Below are 19,874 nucleotides of genomic sequence, written 5' to 3'. Positions count from 1 at the left end.
ATGTCCATGACGACATGCTCCTGTGGACATGTCCTTTCGACCCTGTTCACGGAGGCCGGCCATGAGCTTCACCCTCGGCCTCGTCGGCGCGCGCGGCCACGTCGGCGGCGAGCTCGCGCGCCTGCTCGCCGGCCACGACGACCTCCGCCTGACCCGCGCCGCCTCGCGCCAGGGCGTCGGCGACCCGCTGCGGGCCCACCTCACCGACGCCCCCGCCGACATTGTCCTCGAGGACATGTCCCCCGAGACAGTCGCCTCCTGGCCCGTCGACGCCGTCGTGCTCGCCCTGCCGAACGGCCTCGCCGCCGCCTACGCCGACGCCCTGGACGCGCGCGGCCCCGTGCTCGTCGACCTCTCGGCCGACTACCGCTTCGACCCCGCCTGGGCCTACGGCCTGCCCGAGCGCCACCGGGCCCAGATCCGCGGCGCCCGCCGGATCGCCAACCCCGGCTGCTACGCCACCGGCATCCAGCTCGGCGTCGCTCCGCTGCTGGAGCTGCTCGCCGGCCCGCCGCAGGCCTTCGGCGTGTCCGGCTACAGCGGCGCCGGCACCACCCCCTCGCCGCGCAACGACCCCGAGCGCCTGCGCGACAACCTCATGCCCTACGCCCTCACCGGCCACCTGCACGAGCGCGAGGCCAGCCATCACCTCGGCCACGCGGTCCGCTTCGTCCCTCACGTCGCCCCGTTCTTCCGCGGCATCACCCTGACGATCACCCTCCCGCTCGCGCGTTCGCTCGAGCGCGCCGAGCTGCTCGAGCGCTACCGCAGCGTCTACGCCGACGAGCCGCTCGTGCGCGTCACGAGCGACATCCCCGAGGTCCGCGACGTCGCCGGCCGCCACGACGTCACCATCGGCGGCCTCCACGTCGACGACCGCCACGCCGTCGTCGTCGTCACCCTCGACAACCTGCTCAAGGGCGCCGCCTCGCAGGCCCTGCAGAACCTGAACCTCGCCCTCGGCCTGCCCGAGCGCCAGGGGGTGCCGCGCGACCCCGAGCCCGCCGGCCCGTGAGCGCGCGCCGCACCTGTCCCGAAGACCAGACCACCGCCTCGCCGCCAGGAGCACCGCATGAGCACCCGACCGCTATGGGACAAGGGCCAGGCCGCCCTCGACGCCGCCGCCCAGGCGTTCTGCGCCGGCGATGACGTCGTCCTCGATCGCCAGCTGATCCTCCACGACGTCCGCGCCTCGATCGCCCACGTCCACGGCCTGCAGCGCATCGCCGTGCTCGCCACGAGCGAGGCCGAGGCCCTCGTGGCGGGCCTCGAAGCGTTCGCCGAGGCCGTGCGCAGCGGCGAGTTCGTGCTCGACGACCGCTTCGAGGACGGCCACTCCGCCATCGAGTGGTACCTCGGCGAGCGCCTCGGCGACGTCGGCCGCAAGGTCCACACCGGCCGCAGCCGCAACGACCAGATCCTCGTCGCCATGCGCCTGTGGCTCAAGGACGCCCTCGGGGCCCTGCGCGCGCGCTGCCTCGACTGCGCCGACGCCTGCCTGCAGCGCGCCGAGGCCACCCAGGACGTCGCCCTGCCCGGCTACACCCACTTGCAGCGGGCCGTGCCGTCGTCGCTCGCCGCCCTGCTCGCCGGCCACGCCGAGGCCTTCCTCGACGACGCCGAGACCGCGCGCGCCACCGCCCACACCCTCGACTCGAGCCCGCTCGGCACCGCCGCCGGCTACGGCGTCAACCTCCCGCTCGACCGCGACGGCGTCGCCCACGAGCTCGGCTTCTCGCGCGTGCAGGTCTCGCCGATCTACGCCCAGAACAGCCGCGGCAAGCTCGAGCTGCTGGCGGTGCAGGCGCTGCACCAGGCGCTGCTCGACGTCCGCCGCCTGGCCTGGGACCTGTCGCTGTTCTCGACCGCCGAGTTCGCGTTCGTGCGCCTGCCCGACGCCTACACCACCGGCTCGTCGATCATGCCCAACAAGCGCAACCCGGACGTCGTCGAGCTGCTGCGCGCCGTGCCCTCCGTCACCGAGGGCGCGATGTCCGAGCTGTCGTCGCTGCTGTCGCTGCCGAGCGGCTACCACCGCGACCTCCAGGCCACCAAGGCCCCGACCCTGCGCGCGTTCACCCGCGGCCTCGCCGGCCTCGCCCTCGTGCCCGCGCTCGTGGGTACGCTCGAGCTCGACCGCGCCCGCATGCGCGCCGCCATCGACGGCGAGCTGCACGCCACCGACCGCGCCGTCGAGCTGGCCCGCGCCGGCGTGCCGTTTCGCGACGCCTACCGCCAGGCCGCGGCCGAGATGCATGACCTGAAGGACAGGTCGCCCGAGGCCAGCCTGCAGGCCCGCGTCAGCCTCGGCGGCCCCGGCAACCTCGGCCTCGACCGCCTGCAAGCCCGCCTCGCCGCGCTCCGCTGAGCCCGGCCGCCCGCAACCGCCAGCGCTGCCCCGCTCGCCGCGAACCGCCCCACGGAGCCCGCCCATTGCACACACCGGCGACCGCCGGCGCTGCCACGCCCGCCGCGCTCCGCTGAGCCCGGCCTCCCGCAAGCGCCCGCGCGTGCGCGTGCGCGCATCACATGCCCGTTCGGACATGTCCTCTTTCACATGCCCGAACGTTCAGGCTCTTTCAGACATGCCCCGATGGACATGTCCGAAAGACAACCTCACCGGAAGAAGTTGCTCGGCACCGGGCTGCCGGCCCGGTGGATCAGCCGCGGACCGCCCGCGCGGTGCAGCCCCGGCCGCCGATCGGCGGCCAGCCCCGCCAGCGCGCGGTCGATCTCGATCACGCGCTCGAGCGGCGCCGCGCTGTCGTCGGCGACCGGCGTCGCCGCCACCAGCGCGCCCAGCTCGGCGTCCTCGCGCGGGTCCGGCTCGGCCCTGCCGGGCTGCTGCGTCGCCGCGTCGTACGTCAGCGCGCCGCCGGTGAACGGATGCAACACCGTCTGCGCCAGCAGCGTCGCCACGTCGGGCGCGTAGGCGAACGGCTCGATCCAGTCGGTGACGTGCACGAACAGCGGCCGCCCCGGCGCGTGGTCCCGCATGCCGCGGAGGAACGCGACGTCGCCGACATGATCGAGGCTCCACGCGACCACCAGCCCCGGGCGCCCGGCGTCGGCCGTCCACGGCTCGAGCGGCCGCTCCAGCACCAGCGCGGCCGCGTGCGCGAGGATCTGGCTGGCGCGATCGGGGGCGGCGAGGATCCGCTCCGGCCGCTGCCCGACCGCGTCCAGCAGCCGCTCCAGCCGGGCGAGCCCCAGCCGCTGCAGCGTCGCCGAGTCGTTGAGGAACGCGAACCGCCCGTGCATCGGATCCGGGTAGCCGTGCGGCGACTCGTGGAGCAGCAGCGAACCGTTGAGCACCGCGTGCCAGGCCGTCAGCGCGTCGCCCTCCAGCCCCACGCCCGCGGCCGTCAGCGCTTCGGCCCGCGCCAGCATCCCTGCCAGCGCCTCGCGCATGAACACGAGGTTGGTCTCGGTCACGTCGGCGAGCAGCTGCAGCCGCGCTCGCGGCCGCTCGAGGTCGCCGCACATCAGCCAGTAAAAGCCCGACAGGTACGCCAGCAGCGGATCGTCGTCGGCACGCCCCGACGCCTCGAGCACCAGCGCCGCCGGCCCGTAGTGAAGCAAGTGCTCGAGCGCGTTGGCCAGCTCGCCGGCGATCTCGGCCTGCCCCGGCGCCAGCTGATTGGCCCGCTCGAGCACGCTGGCCGCGATCGCAAACTGCCGCTCCTCGGCCAGCCACCAGCCGGCCAAAAACAGCGCCCGCGGATCGTCGGGGGTGAGGGCCGCCGGCACCATCTTGGCCACGCCCTCCTCGCCGGCCAGCTCGTGCGTGATCGAGACCGTCAGCGTCAGCGCCGCGGCGAACCCCTCCTCGTCGAGCGACCCGCCCGCGGGGTAACCGAACACCTGCGTGAGGGCCCGCCACGCGCCGGAGGCGTCGCCGGCAGCCAGCTGTTCACGGATCGATTCGAGGGTCGCAGTCATGAGCCGAGCTCGACGATAGCACGCCGCCCGTCGGCCTCACGGCGCGGTTTCGGCACCGCAGCCAGCGGGAGAGAAGATCCTACCTGCCTGAAAAGACAGGTCAACGAGGCTCACCCCGCCAGCACCCTGGCGAACACCGCCAGCGCCTCGTCGATCTCGGCCGACGACACGATCAGCGGCGGCACGAAGCGGATCACCCGCGGCCCCGCGGGGACCAGCAGGAGCCCGGCGTCGAGCGCCGCGCGGGCGATCTCGGGAGCCGTGCGCGTCTCGGACGGACCCAGCTCCGCGCCGAGCAGCAGGCCCCAGCCGCGCACCTCGGCGATCTTGCCCGGCGACGACTTCGCCAGCGCCTGCAGCCCCGCGCGCAGCTGGTCGCCGCGCTGCCGCGCGTTGTCGACCAGCCGGTCCTTCTCGATCGTCATCAGCACCGCCAGCGCCGCCGCGCACGCCAGCGGGTTGCCGCCGAACGTGCTCGCGTGGTCGCCGGGCTGGAACACGTCGCAGCTCGATTTGCAGAGCATCGCGCCGATCGGCACCCCGCCGGCCAGGCCCTTGGCCAGCGTCATGACGTCGGGCTCGACGTCGAGGTGCTGGTGGCCCCACCACTTGCCGCTGCGGCCGACGCCGACCTGGACCTCGTCGAACATGAGCAGGATCCCGCGGGCGTCGCACAGCTCGCGGATCTTGCGGAACACCGCCGGATCGCCGGGCCGGATCCCGCCCTCGCCCTGCAGCGGCTCCATCAGCACCGCGGCCACCTGCTTGCGCTCGCGGTCGAGCTCGACGATCGCCTCGCCGAGCGCGGTGGCGTCGTTGAACGGCACGTGCACGAAGCCCGGCACCAGCGGGTCGAAGTTCTGCTGGTACTTGGCCTGCCCGGTCGCCGTCAGCGTCGCCAGCGTGCGCCCGTGGAAGCTCGCCTGCGCCGCGATCACCACCGGCTTCTCGATGCCGAGGCGCGTGCGCCCATACTTGCGCGCCAGCTTGATCGCCGCCTCGTTGGCCTCCGCCCCCGAGTTGCAGAAGAACGCCCGCTCCCCCGCCCCCAGCGCCGCCAGCAGCGCCGCCAGGGCGCCTTGCTCGGGGATGTAGAACAGGTTCGAGACGTGGTGCAGCTTGCCGATCTGCCGCGTCACCGCCTCGACCAGGTTCTTGTGGGCATGTCCCAAAGTACAGGTCGCGATCCCGGCCGCGAAGTCGAGGTAAGCCCGCCCCTCCGTGTCCCACACCCTGCACCCCTCGCCGCGCTCGAGCGCGATCGGGTAGCGGGCGTACGTCGACATCACGTGAGCATCGAACGCCTGCGCGTCGAACGGAGCGGCGGGAGACGAAGCGGACATGGCGCCGTGGACATTCCACATCGCGCCCCCGCTGTCGAGTAGCCCTCGATCCGGCCCGCCGCGAGCGACTCCCCGGCCACCGCACCGGCTCCGTCAGGCGACGACGCAGGCCGCGCTGACCCGGCCGGACCGCACCGTCCAGCCCGGCGCTCGCGGGTCCGTAGCTCGCCTCCCCAGGTGAATTCCTCGCGTGACGCGGCCTGGGGCCTGATTCACGGCCTCGAACCGCCGCCCCACGATCCGGGCCACCGGAGGCTGCGAAGCGGCATTCGACGCTCGTCGAGCTCGCTGCCGCATCGCCTCCCCGATGCCTCACCACCTGCTCGTGGGACCGGACGCAACGTCCGGTCGGTGGTGGCCCGAAGGCCCCGCCCGGCGCGAATGTGGTCGTCCTGTGCGAACCCCGCGGGCGGACCCGCGCGGCGGCCTCCTCACCCGCGGCTGGATCCGCTACGATGCGCACAATGGCCGGCCGGAGCGAGCAGAGCCTCAACCAGATCGTCGGGCTCGTCGTCATCCTCTCCGGCATGGCCGCGCTCGTCGGCCTGTTGGTGTTCACCCAGGGCCAGAACCTGTGGAAGGAGCGGGTCTCGATCACGACCGACTTCCGCCAGGTCTCGGGCTTGCGCGAGGGCAGCAAGGTCCAGATCGAGGGCATCGAGATCGGCACCGTCACCCTCCGCGAGTTCGTGTGGGTCGACTACCCGTGCGACCCCCAGAACGAGGATCGCGGCCGCTTCGGCCAGGGCCGCACCGACGACTGCGACCGCACCATGTTCTGCGCGCCCGAGGGTCACTGCGCCGAGCTCGAGTCCTACTCCTTCAACAAGGAGCTCCACGCCCCGTGCGAGGAGGACTCGCAGTGCCGCCAGGGCGAGGTGTGCGTCACTCAGGAGATGCGCCGGCGCTACCGCGGCGTGCTGTGGACCGGCAGCACCGGCATCTGCGACGGCTTCACCACCGATCACAGCCGGATCCGCGTCACCATGTCTGTCTTTCAGGACAGCATGCTTCACATCCGAGACGACAGCCGCGCCGTCATCTCGCAGAACGGGGTGCTCGGCGATCAGATCATCCAGATCTCGGTCGGGCGCGGCGAGCCGATCCAGCCCGGCGGGCGGATCCAGACCACCCCGTCGATGACCGAGACGATCGACGCCGTCAAAGAGAAGGTCGACGGCAGCTTCGTCAAGGTCGAGGAGGCCATCGGCGGCATCGCCGAGCTGGCGGCGGCGATGGGCGACGGCGAGACCGTGCGCAACATCCAGAAACGGCTCGCCGCCGGCAACGAGAACCTGCGCAACACCGCCGCCGGCAAGGGCACGGTCGGCGCGATGCTCAACGACGAGGACCTGCTGCGCGGCTTCGGCAGCTCGCTGCGCGGCGTCCAGGACGGCGCCGCCGACCTCGACCACTTCCTCGCCAAGGGTCAAAAGGCGCTGTCCAAATTCGACGACAGCATGCAGCCGCTGGTCGACGACGGCCGCAAGAAGATGGCCGCGGTCTCGACCGCCCTGCACGACCCCTACAACGTCAACGTCTCGACCCGCCTGCTCTACGACTCGCAGGGCAAGATGCTGAAGAGCGTGCAGGACACGCTCGGCAACGTGAACAAGATCGTCGCGGGTGTCGAGCGCGGCGAGGGCACGATGGGCCGCCTCGTCCGCGACCCGAAGATCTACGACGACCTCGTCGAGTTCTTCCGCGGCTTCCAGCGCGACGGCAAGATCCAGTTCCTGATCCGCTGGGCCCTGTCCTCGGGCCGGCGCGAGCGTCCCGCCCGCTGACATGCCCCTGCGGCCGCGCACAGCGGCGCGCCCGCGGCCAACTCTGGCTCCCGCGTGCGCGCGTGCTAGCCCGCGCCGGCGATGCCCAAGCTGTCCCATGAGGCGCTGGTCCAGCTCGTCCGCCACGCCCCGGCGCTGATCCCCGACCTGCTGTGGCCCGGAGCGCCCGCCTCGGGTCCGGTCCGGATCAGCGCCGCCGAATTCGTCGACCTCCACTTCGCCGAGCACCGCGCTGACGCCGTCCTCGGCCTCGGCGGCGCGCCCGAGCAGCCCGACGAGGCGCTGGTCGTCGAGGTCCAGGTCGAGCGAGACCCGCGCAAGCGCTGGACATGGCCGCTCTACGTCGCCGGCCTGCGCACCCGCCTGAGCTGCCCCGTGACCCTCGTCGTCGTCTCGCTCGACCGCGACGTGGCCCGCTGGTGCGCCGAGCCGATCGACCTCGGCCGCCAGCGCAACGTCCTGCGCCCGTGGGTCCTCGGTCCGGAGGCGGTCCCCATCATCACCGACGCCGACCGGGCGCGGGAGCTGCCGGAGCTGGCGGTGCTGTCGGTCGCCGCCCACGCCGACGAGCCCGGCGTCGAGCAGATCGCCCTGGCAGCGCTCGACGCGAGCCGCGAGCTCGACGACGAACGGGGGATCCACTACCCTGACTTCGTCGTCGGCCTGCTCGGCCGCGCGGCCCGCCTCGCCCTGGAGCAGCTCATGGCCACCAAGAAGCGCTGGGAACCGATCAGCGACATGTTCCGCAAGCCCTGGCTCGAAGGCATCGCCGAGGGCGAGGTCAAGGGCCGGGTCGCCGGCAAGGCCGAGATCGTGCTCAAGCTGTTGCAGCTCAAGGGCTTCGCCCTGACCGAGGCGCAGCGCCAGCGCGTCCTCGACTGCCGCGACGAGGCCGTGCTCGACACCTGGGCCGCCCGCGTCCTGGTCGCCACGCGCCTCGACGAGGTCCTCACCGCCGACTAGGGCCCGCGCTGTCCGTCGAGACATGTCCCCAAGGACATTTTCGACATCGCCCGCCTTGCCCCCGAGGCTCGCAACCGCCGCCCCCCGGCGCCGCACCTGTCCCGAAGACCATCCTCGCCTCGCGCGGCCGCGCCCCGTCGCGCGAGCGCCCGCGCCGCCCAAACCTGGCGGTTCTGTGCGAACCTCGGCGCATGCGACTCAGCGAGATCCGCGGTCCCGGCGGCGGCGCCGTCCCGGTGGTCGAGCCCGACGGTGACGCCCGCGTCGACGCCTTGCGCGCCTGGCTCGACGCCGAGCGCACCTGGCTCTCCGACCAGCTGCGACACCACGGCGCCGTCCTTCTGCGCGGCTTCGGCGTACGCGTCCCCGTCGACCTCGAACAGGTCGCGCGGGGCATCGATCCCGGGCTCAAGAACGAGTACCTCGGCACCTCGCCGCGCGACGCCCTCAGCGAGTACGTGTTCTCGGCCAGCGAGCTGCCGCCCTACTACCCGATCCCGCAGCACTGCGAGATGTCGTTCCTGCGCGACCCGCCGCGCCGGCTGTTCTTCGCCTGCCTCGTGGCTCCGCAGGGTGGCGGCGGCGAGACGCCCCTGTGCGACTTTCGCAGGGTCGCCGCCGACCTCGACCCTGGCGTGCGCGACCGCTTCGTCCGCGGCGGCATCCGCATCATCCGCAACTACAACGGCCCGGACGGCGGCGGTCGCTTCGACCTGTGGAAGCTCAAGCGCTGGGACGAGATGTTCCTGACCACCGACCGCGCCGTCGTCGAGGCCAAGTGCGCCGAGCAGGGCTTTCAGGTCACCTGGCTACCGGGCCAGCGGCTGCGTCTCGTCAGCGAGCACGACGCCTTGCGGCTCCACCCCGGGTCCGGCGAGCCCGTGTGGTTCAACCACGTCCAGGTGTTCCACGCCGCCAGCGCCGCCGCCGAGCTGCGCCGCGTGCACGCCCGCCAGGGCGACCTGCGCAGCCTCGCCCTGTCGCAGTTCGCCCGGGCCATGATCGGCGCGCGGCGCAGGTTCACCGCCGCTGACGCCTTACCGATGCACTGCACCCACCGCGACGGCAGCGAGATCGACCCCGCCGATCTCGAGCACCTGCGCGACGTCATCTGGCGCCACATGGTCGTGTTCCCGTGGCGCGCCGGCGACGTCGTCGCCATCGACAACTTCTCCGTCTCGCACGGCCGCCTGCCGTACCGCGGCCCGCGTCAGGTCGTCGTCGCCTGGGCCTGAGCGTCCTCTTCGCGCAGCGCCCGGCGGCGCCACACGAACGCCAGCGACAGCCCCGCGATCAGGTGCCACACGCCCCACCAGGCCGCGATCATCGCCGTCCCGCCGAGCCCCGGGAAGAAATCGAACGCCAGCACCATCGCCAGCCCGGCGTTTTGGATCCCCACCTCGATCGCGATCGCCCGGCGGTCGCGGCCCGGCAGCCCGGCTGTCCTTGCGACCAGCCAGCCCGACAGCAGCGCCGCCGCGTTGTGCAGCGCCACCACTCCGCACAGCAGCGCCCAGTGGTCGGCCAGGGTCGCCGCGTTGCGGCTCAGCCCGATCACGATGAACAGCGCCAGGCAGCCGAGCGACAGCAGCTTGAACGGCGCGCGCAGCCGGCTCGCCAGCCGGGGCCGCCGCGCCGCGATCAGCATCCCCAGCGCCAGCGGGGCCCCCAGCACCGCCAGCACCGTCGTCACCAGCTCGCGGGACGACAGCTCGACCGCGCGGACCAGCGCCGCCGTGTCCGCCGACATGGATGACCAAAAGGCCAGGTTGAGCGGCGTCGTCACCACCGCCAGCACCGTCCCGATCGCCGTCATCGTCACCGACAGCTCCGTGTTGCCGCGGGCCAGGTGGGTGATGAAGTTCGACATGTTGCCGCCGGGGCACGCCGCCACCAGGATCATCCCCAGCGCCACGCTCGCCGGCAGGTCGAGCACCGACACCAGCGCGAACGTCAACGCCGGCAGCACCACCACCTGTCCCAGGAGCCCGACCACCGCCGCGCGCGGGTGACGGAGCACCGATGCGAAGTCGGCCGGTCGCAGGTCGAGCGCCACCCCGACCATCACCAGCGCCAGCACCACGTTGAGGACCGCCAGACTGCCGGGTTCGAACGCCAGCACCACCCGATCGAGGTCCGCACCCGTCATCGCCGACGACCGTATCATCCTTCGCCGTCAGCGGCGCGGCTGGGCGCGCACTTGCGCGGCTCGCCGCGTTACCCTCGGCCCATGTCGCCGCGCCTGCGCCTGGCTGCCCTGCCGCTGCTCCTGGAGGCCTGTCCCGAGCCGCCGGCCGGCGACAGCGACAGCACCTCGAGCGCCGCGACCACCACCTCCACCACCTCGCTCGATCCGCCCACGACCTCGACCTCGACCTCGATCTCGACCTCGCCGACGACGACGACCTCGACCTCGACGAGCACCACCTCGACCTCGACCACCGCCGCTCCCACCACCAGCATCCCGACCGGCTGCGATGCCCCTCCGCCGTGCGCCACCTGCACCTGCGAGGACGACGTCTTCCTCTGTCACTGTCCCGACCTGTCCCCCGAGGCAGGTTATCTCGACGTCGAGGGCGTCGACTACCAGATCGGCGAGGGCGACACCGTCATCGCCATGACCAGTTCGCCGGCGCGGCTCTTCTACAGCTTTCAGCCCGCCGACCACGATCCTGGCGACGCCCCGCTCCTGCTCCTCTTCAACGGCGGCCCCGGCGTGTCCACGGGCCTCATCCTCGCCGGCAACACCGCCCCGCAGACCTTCGGCGCCGACCTCGAGCCCGTGCCCAGCCCCGCGCCCTGGACCGCCCTCGGCCACCTCCTCTACCTCGACGCCCGCAACACCGGCTTCTCGCAGCAATCGATCGCCGACCCTTCGCCGATGTCAGCGCGCTCGGCCGAGCTCAACAGCCGCAACTTCAACAGCTACCTCGACGCCGCCGACTTCGCCCGCGCCCTCCTGCGCTTCTGGGACCACCACCCCGAGCTCGCCGGTCGCCGCCTCGTCCTCGTCGGCGAGAGCTACGGGGGCATCCGCGCCTCGATCCTCCTCCACATGCTGCTGTTCCCGGCCCGCTACGAGGCCGGCCCTGGCCGCTACCGCGACCCTGCCCTCGCCGCCGCGATCGCCGGGCACCTCGCCGCCCGCTTCCCCGACGCCGACCCGCCGGGCCCCGACCTCGTCGGCGCCGCTCTCGGCAACCTCGTGCTCGTCCAGCCCAGCCTGGCCGGCTCGGTCCAGCAGGCCCGCGCCGGCGACCTGCTCGAAGCGCCAGGTTCCCCGGTACATGTCCTCGCGGACAGCCTCGGCCTCGAGTTCGTCGCCTGCGCCGCCAAGCCGGTCCCGTGCGACCCGTGGTCCAACGTCATCAACTTCGTCGAGGGCGCCGGCCGCAGCCGCTACGACATCGCCGGCCCTACCTCCTGGCTCGGTGACCTGTTCGCCAGCACCCGCGCCGGCCTGTCGCGCCGCGACACCCTCGCCGCCGTCTTGCAGGTCGCGCCCGAGGCCATCGACGGCCTCGCCGCTGCCGATCGCCCCAACGCCTTCCGCGTGCGCAACCCCGGCGACTACCCCGCCGACGCCCCCGATCTCGCCGACCACCTCGGCGCCCTCCCGGCCTGGGACCGCTACTACCTGCCGTTCTCGGTCGAGGCGCTCGACGGCTTTCGCGGCCCGGCCGCGATCATGGCCGGCGTCCACTCGATGGACCCGCACTACGGCGCCCTGTTCCTCCACGACCTCGCTTACGCCCGCGTCTTCATCACCGACGCCGCCCGCGACCTCGCCGTGTGGGGCCCCTCGATCGCCCCCACCCTCGAGGTCTTCAAGTCCCTCGTCGTCGAAGTCGAGCGCGTCGACGACCTGCCCCGCGGCAGCGAGCGCCCCGGCGAGCTGCACGTCCAGTTCCGCCAGGACGCCTTCCCCGGCGAGCCCGACCCCGGCCTGCGCACCATCCGCCTCGCCCCCTACGACGCCTCCCACGCCGTCACCTACGACCGCCCGGTCGAGCTGCGCGCCGACGTCGCCGCCTGGCTGTCCGAAGTGCCATGACCCGGAAGACATGTCCTTTCGGACATATACGAAGGGCCATGGCCCGAAGGCCACGGCCCCTCCTTCACGCATCCGCGCTCACAGGCGGCTGATCAGCAGCTCGCGCTCGAAGATCATCGTCTTCGGCAGCGCCTCGGACAGCTCGAGGAACAGCTCCTCGTGCGACAGCGTCTGCTTCTTGACGCGGTCGCGGGCGTAGCCCATCAGCTCGTCCCACTGCTTCTCGGAGAAGTCGAGGCCGCGCCAGTCGATGTCGTGGTAGTGCGGGATCCACCCGAGCGGCGACTCGACGCCGATGGCCTGGCCGCGCGAGCGCTCGACCACCCACCGCAGCACGCGCATGTTCTGGCCGAAGCCCGGCCACATGAACTTGCCGTCCTGCTTGCGGAACCAGTTGACGTGGAAGATCCGCGGCGGCTCCTTCACGCGCTTGGCCATCGACAGCCAGTGGCGGAAGTAGTCGCCCATGTTGTAGCCGCAGAACGGCAGCATCGCCATCGGATCGCGGCGCAGCGCCCCGACCTGGCCCTCGGCCGCGGCCGTCTGCTCCGAGCCCATGGTCGCGCCGATGTACACGCCGTGCGACCAGTTGAACGCCTGGTAGACCAGCGGCACGTCGTTCATGCGCCGGCCGCCGAAGATGATGGCGCGGATCGGCACGCCGGCGGGGTTCTCCCACTCGGGGTCGATGACCGGGCAGTTGCGGGCCGGCGCGGTGAAGCGGGCGTTCGGGTGGGCCGCGTTGCGGCCGCAGTCCGGGGTCCAGTCCTTGCCTGTCCAATCGACCAGGTGCTTCGGCGTCTCCTTCGTCATGCCCTCCCACCACACGTCGCCGTCGTCGGTCAGCGCGACGTTGGTGAAGATCGAGTCGCGCGCGCACGAGATCATCGCGTTGGGGTTGGTCTCCATCGACGTGCCCGGGGCCACGCCGAAGAACCCGGCCTCCGGGTTGATCGCGCGCAGGTTGCCCTCGGCGTCCGGCTTGAGCCAGGCGATGTCGTCGCCTACGCAGGTGACCTTCCAGCCGGTCATCTCCTTGGGCGGGATGAGCATGGCGAAGTTGGTCTTGCCGCACGCGCTGGGGAACGCCGCGGTCACGTAGGTCTTCTTGCCGTCGGGGCCCTCGACGCCGAGGATGAGCATGTGCTCGGCCAGCCAGCCCTCGTCGCGGGCCATCGCCGAGGCGATGCGGAGCGCGAAGCACTTCTTGCCGAGCAGCGCATTGCCGCCGTAGCCGCTGCCGAAAGACAGGATCGTGCGCTTCTCGGGGAAGTGCGTGATGTACGTGTTCTCGGGGTTGCACGGCCACGCGGGGCCGGCGTCGCCGGGCTCGAGCGGCTGACCGACCGAGTGGACCGCCTTGACGAAGCGGCCGTCCTCGCCGAGCACGTCGAGCACCGCCTTGCCCATGCGGGTCATGATCTTCATGTTGGCGACCACGTACGGCGAGTCGCTCAGCTGCACGCCGATCTGGGCGATCGGCGAGCCCAGCGGGCCCATGCAGAACGGCACCACGTACATGGTGCGCCCGCGCATGCAGCCGTCGTAGAGCCCGTTCAGCTTCTTGCGCATCACCAGCGGGTCTTCCCAATTATTGGTCGGGCCCGCGCCCTCCCGCGACGCGCTGCAGATGAACGTCCGGCTCTCGACACGCGCCACGTCGCGCGGGTCCGAGCGCACCAGGACGCTGTTGGGTCGCTTCTCGGGGTTGAGGCGGATGGCGGCGCCGCTCTCGATCAGCAGCCCCAGCATCCGATCGTACTCGGCGTCCGAGCCGTCGCACCACTCGACGCGGTCCGGCTTGCACCGCGCCGCCCACTCGTCGACAAAGCGTTGCAGCTCTTGGTGTTTCGTCTTGGTCTCGCTCATCGGTACCTCGTGCGCTCGGCGACTGTTATGCGTCGCCAAGCCTACTCCGGGGGAGTGGGTGGGGGTAAGAAAACTCAACCGTGCGGCCGGCGGCGAAGCTGGAGTTCTGGCGACCAGGCCTGCGGCGTCCGTCTCCGCCGCTGGGCCGCGCGCAGGCCGCTGCACACACGCGCGGCTTCGAGACCCCGTGACCGAACTCTGCTCGAGGGATCGCCGACCCGCCCGCCGTCGAGCAGCGACCCCTGCAGGTCGACACTGCAAAGAGGTAGCGCCTCCTCCAAGCCCCGCGCCGGCCTGCCGGCGATCGGCCGGCACGGTCCGGCGCCATCGCAGCGACGCCGCGCGAGCGGCCGCCGACGCGGTGATGCCCCGCGCGAGGCGGACGGTCGCGCCCGCTGGCTCGCCGAGGCCGGCGCCGGCGGTCGGCGCCGCACGCTCGCCAGCTCGCTGACCCGGACCGAGCGCGTGAGTTCGGGCATGTCCCTTCGGACATGCCCTTTAAGACACCCTCAAGGATCAGCCTGCATGACCCCGAGGATATGACCCGAGAGACAGGCGCCGCTGCGTCACTGCGGGATGAGCGGCGCGCAGGTCGACACCCCGGCGCCGACGATCCGCAGCGGCGCGTCCTCGACCACGACCTTGAGGTCTTGCTGGCCGTTGTTGTCGCTGTCGTCGTAGTCGAGGTGGGTCACCTCGCTGGTGCTGTCGGACTCCTTGTCGGTGAAGAAGTAGAAGTCGCCGGCGAAGAACGCGAACGCGAAGCCGCCGCCGGTCTTGACCCCCGGCAGCGGCGTCACGTCCAGGGTCGCGCCGGTCGCCTTGTCGACCTCCACGAGCACCGACGGATCGGGCCCGGCGAACAGGAACGCCCGGCCGTCGCCCGTGCCTGTCACTTCGGCCAGCCCGTAGTCGCTGAGCCCGTGCGGCGCCACCGCGAGCGTATCCGGGTCGACGCTGAAGAACTCGCTGACCATGTCGCCGTTGGCGACCCCGTTGTAGTGGTTGCCGTAGATCCGGTCGCACTTGTCGTCGGCGCTGTTCGACACGAACGCCATCCCGAAATTCTCGATCCCGTTCTGCATCGGCACGAAGCCCGGGTCGCTGCACTGCGTGGTGTCGGTCACGTCGATCTTGCGCAGCTTCATGTCGCTGTACTGCACCCACGCGAAGCCCTCGCGGTCGACCCCCATCGAGAACGTCGAAGGCGCCAGCCCGCAGGTCGCCGGGCCCAGCAGCTCGAAATCGTGCGTCTGCGGGAAGTACTTCCACAGCTGCGCCGTCTTCGAGAGCACGAAGATCCCGTCGTCGAGCGGCACCTCGAGGTCGGGGCACGGGCACTTCTCCTCGATCACGCCGGTCGTGCTCGTCTGCTCGGTGGTCGCGGCGGTCGTGGTCGACGTCGTGCTCGTCGCGTCGGTCGTCGTCGTCGTCGTCGCCGTGGTCGCCTCGTCGGTGGTGCTCGAGCTGGTGCCCGGCGTCCCGGTCGTCGGCGTCTCGCTGTCGCTCTCGCTCGCCGAGCCGCTGCCCTCGCTGGTCGGCCCCGCCGTGCCGCCGTCGCTCGTGGCGTCGCTGGTGCTCGTGAGCCCCTGCCCCGTCACGCCGGTGATGCCCGTCCCGGCCGACGCATCGGCGGTGGAGTCGCTCGCGCCGCCGTTGCAGGCAGGGAGCAGCGCGGCGGCCAACAAGAGGTAAGTCGTTCGCATGGCGGCACCATACCTGCCGGCCCGGCCCCCGGTGTCGCCCTCGGGCCACCGGCCCGCAGGCCGGCGCCCTCCCGCGCAACCGAGGCACACGCAGCGCGACATCCCCGCGCGGGCCGACCGCGAACTCCTCATCACCGATCGAGCGCCGGATCGCGGCTCGGCGCCGCGAGAGCGCTCCTATCTTCAGAGCCCGTCGGGCCGCGGCGATCGCCACGATCCGAAGCGCTGCGCCAGCGCGTCGCGGCGGACCACGTCCGCGGCGATGACGTCGACCCCGCCGTCGTACGGCGCGAACACCTCGAGCGTCTCGCGGGCCACCCACAGCACGCGGAGGCTGTCCTCGATCACGAGCTCTCGTGCCGCTCGCGTCGCGGGCGCGGACCAGCGAGCGGGCGCGACGTGGGCGAACGTCGGCTCGTCCTCGCTCGCGTGACCCGGGCGCCAGCCGATCGCGAACCGCAGATCGGCCAGCCCCGGCAGTTGCGGACCCGCCTCGTTCGCCGCTCCCCAGGCCGGAACGACGACCCAGCACGCGCCCTCGCTCGCCGCGAACAGCTCCGCCGCGAGCGTCTCGTGGCGGTGGTGGATCTCCGCCCGCTCCGCCGCGGTCTCGGGGTAACGCTTCGACCCGGGCAGGCCGTGGATCCGCAGCCACCGCTCGCTGGCCTGCTCGCGCAGGCGCCAGCCGACCGGCGGCACGTCGCCGAAATGAGCCCGCCACGCATCCGCAAAGTCGCGCACCGCTCCAGGATACCGCCGACCCGGCCTCCCGGTCCTCGTTTCGGGGCGTGCGAACGACCCCGGCCTCGCTTGCAATCGCTCCCACGGGCCCCTGAAGCCTCGCAACGCCCGCGGTAACGCCCGCTCGGCGCATCCATCCTGTCTCTCGAGACATGTCCTGTGCGACAGCTTCGATCCCTCCTCCCGCGCGAGAACGCGCCAGCGAGCGGAATCGACCAGAGAGGATCCACTCATCTTTAAACGGGACAATCCACTCGACCAACCACCGAACTTCACCTCGATCTCGCATGATGGGAACCATGCAGAAGACAAGCGTTGGCAAGTGGTGGTTGGCGGCGCCCCTGGCGGTGGGGCTCACGGCGTGCGGAGACTCGGGGACGGCAACCGGCACCGAGTCGGCCGGCATGACCCAGGGTTCGACGGTGGACCCGCCGACCGGGACCACGGCGACGGTGCCGACCGGCACCGACTCGACCAGCCCCACCATGGCCTCGGGCTCGGAGTCCGACGGCATGACGACGACGACTTCGACCACCTCGCCGACGACCACCATCTCGCCGACCTCGACCGGTCCTGACACCACCACGACCACGACCGCGACGACGACGAGCACCACCTCGACGACCACCACCGAGGGCACCACCACCACCGAGGGCACCACCACCACCGGCACCACCGGCAACAACCCGGTGTGCGAGCCCGGCGACGGCGTCGGCATGGGCCCGGTCGAGAAGAGCTTCATCTGGGTCCCCAGCCAGGACCTCAGCGACGTCGCCAAGATCAACACGCAGACGCTCGTCGAGGTCGCCCGCTACAAGACCGGCCCCGGCGGCGACAGCCCCTCGCGCACCGCCGTCAGCGCCGACGGCCGCTTCGTCGTCGTCAACAACCGCCAGACCGGCAGCTCCTCCATGTTCGCCGCCGACATCGCCGACTGCGTCGACAAGAACGGCAACGGCATGATCGACACCTCGCAGAACAAGAACGACGTCCGCCCGTGGCTGGCCGACGAGTGTCTGCTCTGGACGCACCAGTGGCCGTTCGCCGGCGGCTTCTCCAACGGCCCGCGCGGCGTCACCTGGACGCCCGGCACCTGGGACTACGATCTCTGCAAGTACGTCCAGCCCAAGGTGTGGCTCGGCTACAACGCGCCCGGCGGCGCCGCTCACTTCGTGCGCGTCGACGGCGAGACCGGCACCGTCGAGGAGACGGTCCAGGTGCCCGGCTGGAACGGCCAGGGCTACGCCCCCTACGGCGGCGCGCTCGACCCCGAGTTCCGCCCGTGGTTCGGCGGCCTGCGCGGCGAGTTCCTGCGCATCAACACCGACCAGAACCCGATCACCGTGTCGCGCTGGACCCCGCCGGCGAACATCCAGTCGTACGGCTTCACCGTCGACGGCGACGGCAACCCGTGGTTCGCCGGCTGCTCCGGCCCGGTCAGCACCTTCGACGCCGACACCGAGCAGTACACCTCGGTGCCCGGCACCAACGCCTGCTTCCGCGGCATCACGGCCGACGCCGACCACGTGTGGGTCGCCTCCAACGGCCCGTGCGCGCTGCTGCAGATCGACCGCCAGACCAAGACGCTGGTCGCCAGCCACAACACCAACCCCTGCTCGACCGCGATCGGCCTCAGCGTCGACGCCGAGAAGTTCGTGTGGCTGGTCGATCAGGAGGGCTGGGCCTGGAAGATCGACCCCGACAACGTCCCCGGCATGCAGCAGGTCCAGATCCCCGGCAGCCACTACGTCTACTCGGACATGACGGGCGGCCAGCTGCTCAGCATCCTTCCGATGTGAGCCGCGCGCCGGCGCCCGGTCGCCATGTATGAAAGGGCATGTCCGCGAGGACATGCCCTTTTTGCCATTCCCGAACGGACATGTCCTTCACGACATGTCCGTTCAGCCATCCGTCACTGGCAGGTCAGGTCGTCGTAGTTCGCCGGGATGGTGGCGACCGCCGCCGTCTTGCCGCTCGCGCCCGCGAGGCCGGCGACGCTCGACCCGGTGGCCGGCGCGGTCCCGCCGGCCCCGGCGTCGACGCGGCGCATGCCGCTGAACGCGTCGGCCGGCGAGAACACCTTGATCCGGCCGCCGCCGCCGCCGCCGCCGCCCCACGCCCACGTCTGGCTCTGCGTCTCGCCGAGCGCCGGTCCGCCGTTGCCGCCGCGGGCGTCGAGCGTGCCCGCGCCGAGCACCTCGTCCGCGGCGACGACGATGCCGCCGCCCGAGCCGCCGCCGCCCCCGGGTCGATAACCGCACGCCGAATTGTCGGGCGGGGGCTCCTCGCCGCGCGCGCTCACCGAGCCGTCGACCTGCACCCAGTCGTTGGCCAGCAGCAGCACCGAGCCGCCGCCGCGACCGCCGCGACCGCCGGCGTTGCTGCAGCCGCTCGAGTTGCCGCCCGCGCCGCCGCCGACGCCGAGCGCCACGTCCTCGCCCATGTCGGTGCCGACGACCGTGCCGACCGCGCCGCCGCAGTGCGAGATGGTCGGCTCGCTGCAGCTGTTGCAGGCGTTGTTCATCGCGTAGGTGTTCCCGGGCGCGCCGCCGACGCCGCCGTAGCCCGCGCCCGAGCCGCCTTGCCCGACCGAGCTGCCCGGACCGCCGCCGCAGCCCGCACCCACGCCCTGCCCGGCGAACCCGCCGACCGTGTTCTGCTGCGACGGCGTGCCGCCGGCCATGCCCGCGTTGTCGGCCACGATCTTGCCGGTCGCGCCGATCCGGATCGTCTGCGACTTGAGCGTCAACGTGCCGGTGTTCGGGTTGTTCGCGTACGCCGGCACCGTGACCGTGCCGTCGATCTTCACCCACAGCCCGTAGCAGTGCGACCCGCCGAGATCGATCGATGTCCCCTCGGGCACGTAGAGCACGTCGCCGTTGTTGATCGCCTCCTCGTCGCAAAGGTCGCCGACTCCGTCCCCGTCCCCGTCGCCCTGATCGGGGTTCGGATCGCCGGCACAGTTGTCACACGCGTCGCCGGCCCCGTCCTCGTCGCCGTCCTCCTGGCCCGCGTTGGCGACGTCGACGCAGTTGTCGTCCGCGTCCGCCACGCCGTCGTCGTCGGCGTCATCGTCGGTCCCGGTCGTCGTCGAAGTGCTCGTGTCGGTCCCGGTCGTCGTGTCCGTCGTCGTGTCCGTCGTCGTCGTCGTCGTGTCCGACTCCGTCGTCGAGGAGGTCGTCGTCGTATCCGGCTCCGTCGTCGATGACGTCGTCGTACCCGGCTCTGTCGTCGAGGTCGAAGTCGAAGTCGAGGTCGTTGTCGGGTCCGTCGTCGTCGGCGCGACGGTCGTGCCCGGCTCGTCCGTGGTCGCCGGGTCCGTCGTCATCGTCGTGGTCGATGTCGATGTCGATGTCGTCGTCTCCAGCAGAGCATCGGTGCTGGCGCTCGAATCTCCACACGCGGCCACGACCGCGACCATCCATCCCAACCGCTTCACATGGTGCATCCAGCCAGTGTCTCCAAACGC

Annotated in this window: 15 protein-coding genes; 7 read left to right on the top strand and 8 right to left on the bottom strand. The window is 71.9% G+C overall.

The features are described 5' to 3' along the window. Window positions 1-61: 61 nt before the first annotated feature. Window positions 62-1,015, top strand: coding sequence for an N-acetyl-gamma-glutamyl-phosphate reductase (argC, locus tag POL25_RS39765; protein ID WP_272091630.1), 954 nt, complete (start codon window positions 62-64; stop codon window positions 1,013-1,015). Between the two features lie 57 nt (window positions 1,016-1,072). After that, window positions 1,073-2,368, top strand: a complete 1,296-nt coding sequence (argH, locus tag POL25_RS39760) for an argininosuccinate lyase (RefSeq protein ID WP_272091629.1) — start codon at window positions 1,073-1,075, stop codon at window positions 2,366-2,368. A gap of 248 nt (window positions 2,369-2,616) precedes the next feature. On the opposite strand, the gene POL25_RS39755 is transcribed toward argH, so the two are convergent. Next, complete coding sequence (locus POL25_RS39755) at window positions 2,617-3,942, bottom strand: tetratricopeptide repeat protein (RefSeq protein WP_272091628.1); 1,326 nt, start codon at window positions 3,940-3,942, stop codon at window positions 2,617-2,619. 110 nt (window positions 3,943-4,052) lie between these two features. Beyond that, window positions 4,053-5,285, bottom strand: a complete 1,233-nt coding sequence (locus POL25_RS39750) for an aspartate aminotransferase family protein (RefSeq protein ID WP_272091627.1) — start codon at window positions 5,283-5,285, stop codon at window positions 4,053-4,055. A gap of 464 nt (window positions 5,286-5,749) precedes the next feature. Here POL25_RS39750 and POL25_RS39745 point away from each other — a divergent pair, with 464 nt between their 5' ends. The 3 genes from POL25_RS39745 to POL25_RS39735 all read left to right on the top strand — a co-directional run bounded on the left by POL25_RS39745 (window position 5,750) and on the right by POL25_RS39735 (window position 9,270). Continuing rightward, the gene (locus POL25_RS39745) at window positions 5,750-7,072 is read left to right on the top strand and encodes an MlaD family protein (RefSeq protein ID WP_272091626.1); all 1,323 of its coding nucleotides are present in this window, start codon (window positions 5,750-5,752) and stop codon (window positions 7,070-7,072) included. A gap of 81 nt (window positions 7,073-7,153) precedes the next feature. Next, the gene (locus tag POL25_RS39740) at window positions 7,154-8,035 is read left to right on the top strand and encodes a hypothetical protein (RefSeq protein ID WP_272091625.1); all 882 of its coding nucleotides are present in this window, start codon (window positions 7,154-7,156) and stop codon (window positions 8,033-8,035) included. Window positions 8,036-8,226: 191 nt separating this feature from the next. Beyond that, the gene (locus POL25_RS39735) at window positions 8,227-9,270 is read left to right on the top strand and encodes a TauD/TfdA family dioxygenase (protein ID WP_272091624.1); all 1,044 of its coding nucleotides are present in this window, start codon (window positions 8,227-8,229) and stop codon (window positions 9,268-9,270) included. Here the strand turns inward: POL25_RS39735 and POL25_RS39730 are convergent. After that, window positions 9,246-10,184, bottom strand: coding sequence for a bile acid:sodium symporter family protein (locus POL25_RS39730; RefSeq protein ID WP_272091623.1), 939 nt, complete (start codon window positions 10,182-10,184; stop codon window positions 9,246-9,248). The two genes, POL25_RS39735 and POL25_RS39730, sit on opposite strands and share 25 nt — an antisense overlap. 81 nt (window positions 10,185-10,265) lie before the next feature. Between POL25_RS39730 and POL25_RS39725 the strand changes: the two genes are divergently transcribed. Then, window positions 10,266-12,089, top strand: coding sequence for a S10 family serine carboxypeptidase-like protein (locus POL25_RS39725; RefSeq protein ID WP_272091622.1), 1,824 nt, complete (start codon window positions 10,266-10,268; stop codon window positions 12,087-12,089). Between the two features lie 78 nt (window positions 12,090-12,167). Here POL25_RS39725 and POL25_RS39720 read toward each other — a convergent pair whose 3' ends face one another. The 3 genes from POL25_RS39720 to POL25_RS39710 all read right to left on the bottom strand — a co-directional run bounded on the left by POL25_RS39720 (window position 12,168) and on the right by POL25_RS39710 (window position 16,405). Continuing rightward, window positions 12,168-13,958 carry a phosphoenolpyruvate carboxykinase (GTP) gene (locus POL25_RS39720; protein ID WP_272091621.1) on the bottom strand — a complete coding sequence of 597 codons (1,791 nt, stop codon included), beginning with the start codon at window positions 13,956-13,958 and terminating at the stop codon, window positions 12,168-12,170. Between the two features lie 566 nt (window positions 13,959-14,524). Further along, window positions 14,525-15,664, bottom strand: a complete 1,140-nt coding sequence (locus POL25_RS39715; RefSeq protein WP_272091620.1) for a hypothetical protein — start codon at window positions 15,662-15,664, stop codon at window positions 14,525-14,527. A gap of 183 nt (window positions 15,665-15,847) precedes the next feature. Continuing rightward, window positions 15,848-16,405, bottom strand: coding sequence for a DUF3885 domain-containing protein (locus POL25_RS39710; protein WP_272091619.1), 558 nt, complete (start codon window positions 16,403-16,405; stop codon window positions 15,848-15,850). Window positions 16,406-16,704: 299 nt separating this feature from the next. Here POL25_RS39710 and POL25_RS39705 point away from each other — a divergent pair, with 299 nt between their 5' ends. Then, window positions 16,705-18,204, top strand: a complete 1,500-nt coding sequence (locus POL25_RS39705) for an NHL repeat-containing protein (protein WP_272091618.1) — start codon at window positions 16,705-16,707, stop codon at window positions 18,202-18,204. Between the two features lie 113 nt (window positions 18,205-18,317). Here the strand turns inward: POL25_RS39705 and POL25_RS39700 are convergent, their stop codons facing one another. Both POL25_RS39700 and POL25_RS39695 read right to left on the bottom strand, forming a co-directional pair. Then, window positions 18,318-19,457, bottom strand: a complete 1,140-nt coding sequence (locus tag POL25_RS39700) for a hypothetical protein (RefSeq protein WP_272091617.1) — start codon at window positions 19,455-19,457, stop codon at window positions 18,318-18,320. Window positions 19,458-19,473: 16 nt separating this feature from the next. Then, window positions 19,474-19,806: a hypothetical protein gene (locus POL25_RS39695; RefSeq protein WP_272091616.1), complete on the bottom strand. Its 333-nt coding sequence runs from the start codon at window positions 19,804-19,806 to the stop codon at window positions 19,474-19,476. Window positions 19,807-19,874: the final 68 nt, after the last annotated feature.

Source organism: Nannocystis bainbridge (genome assembly GCF_028368995.1).
Taxonomy (GTDB): Bacteria; Myxococcota_A; Polyangia; order Nannocystales; family Nannocystaceae; genus Nannocystis; species Nannocystis bainbridge.
Note: the sequence above shows the minus strand (reverse complement) of the source record. Positions and strands in the feature narration are given on the sequence as shown.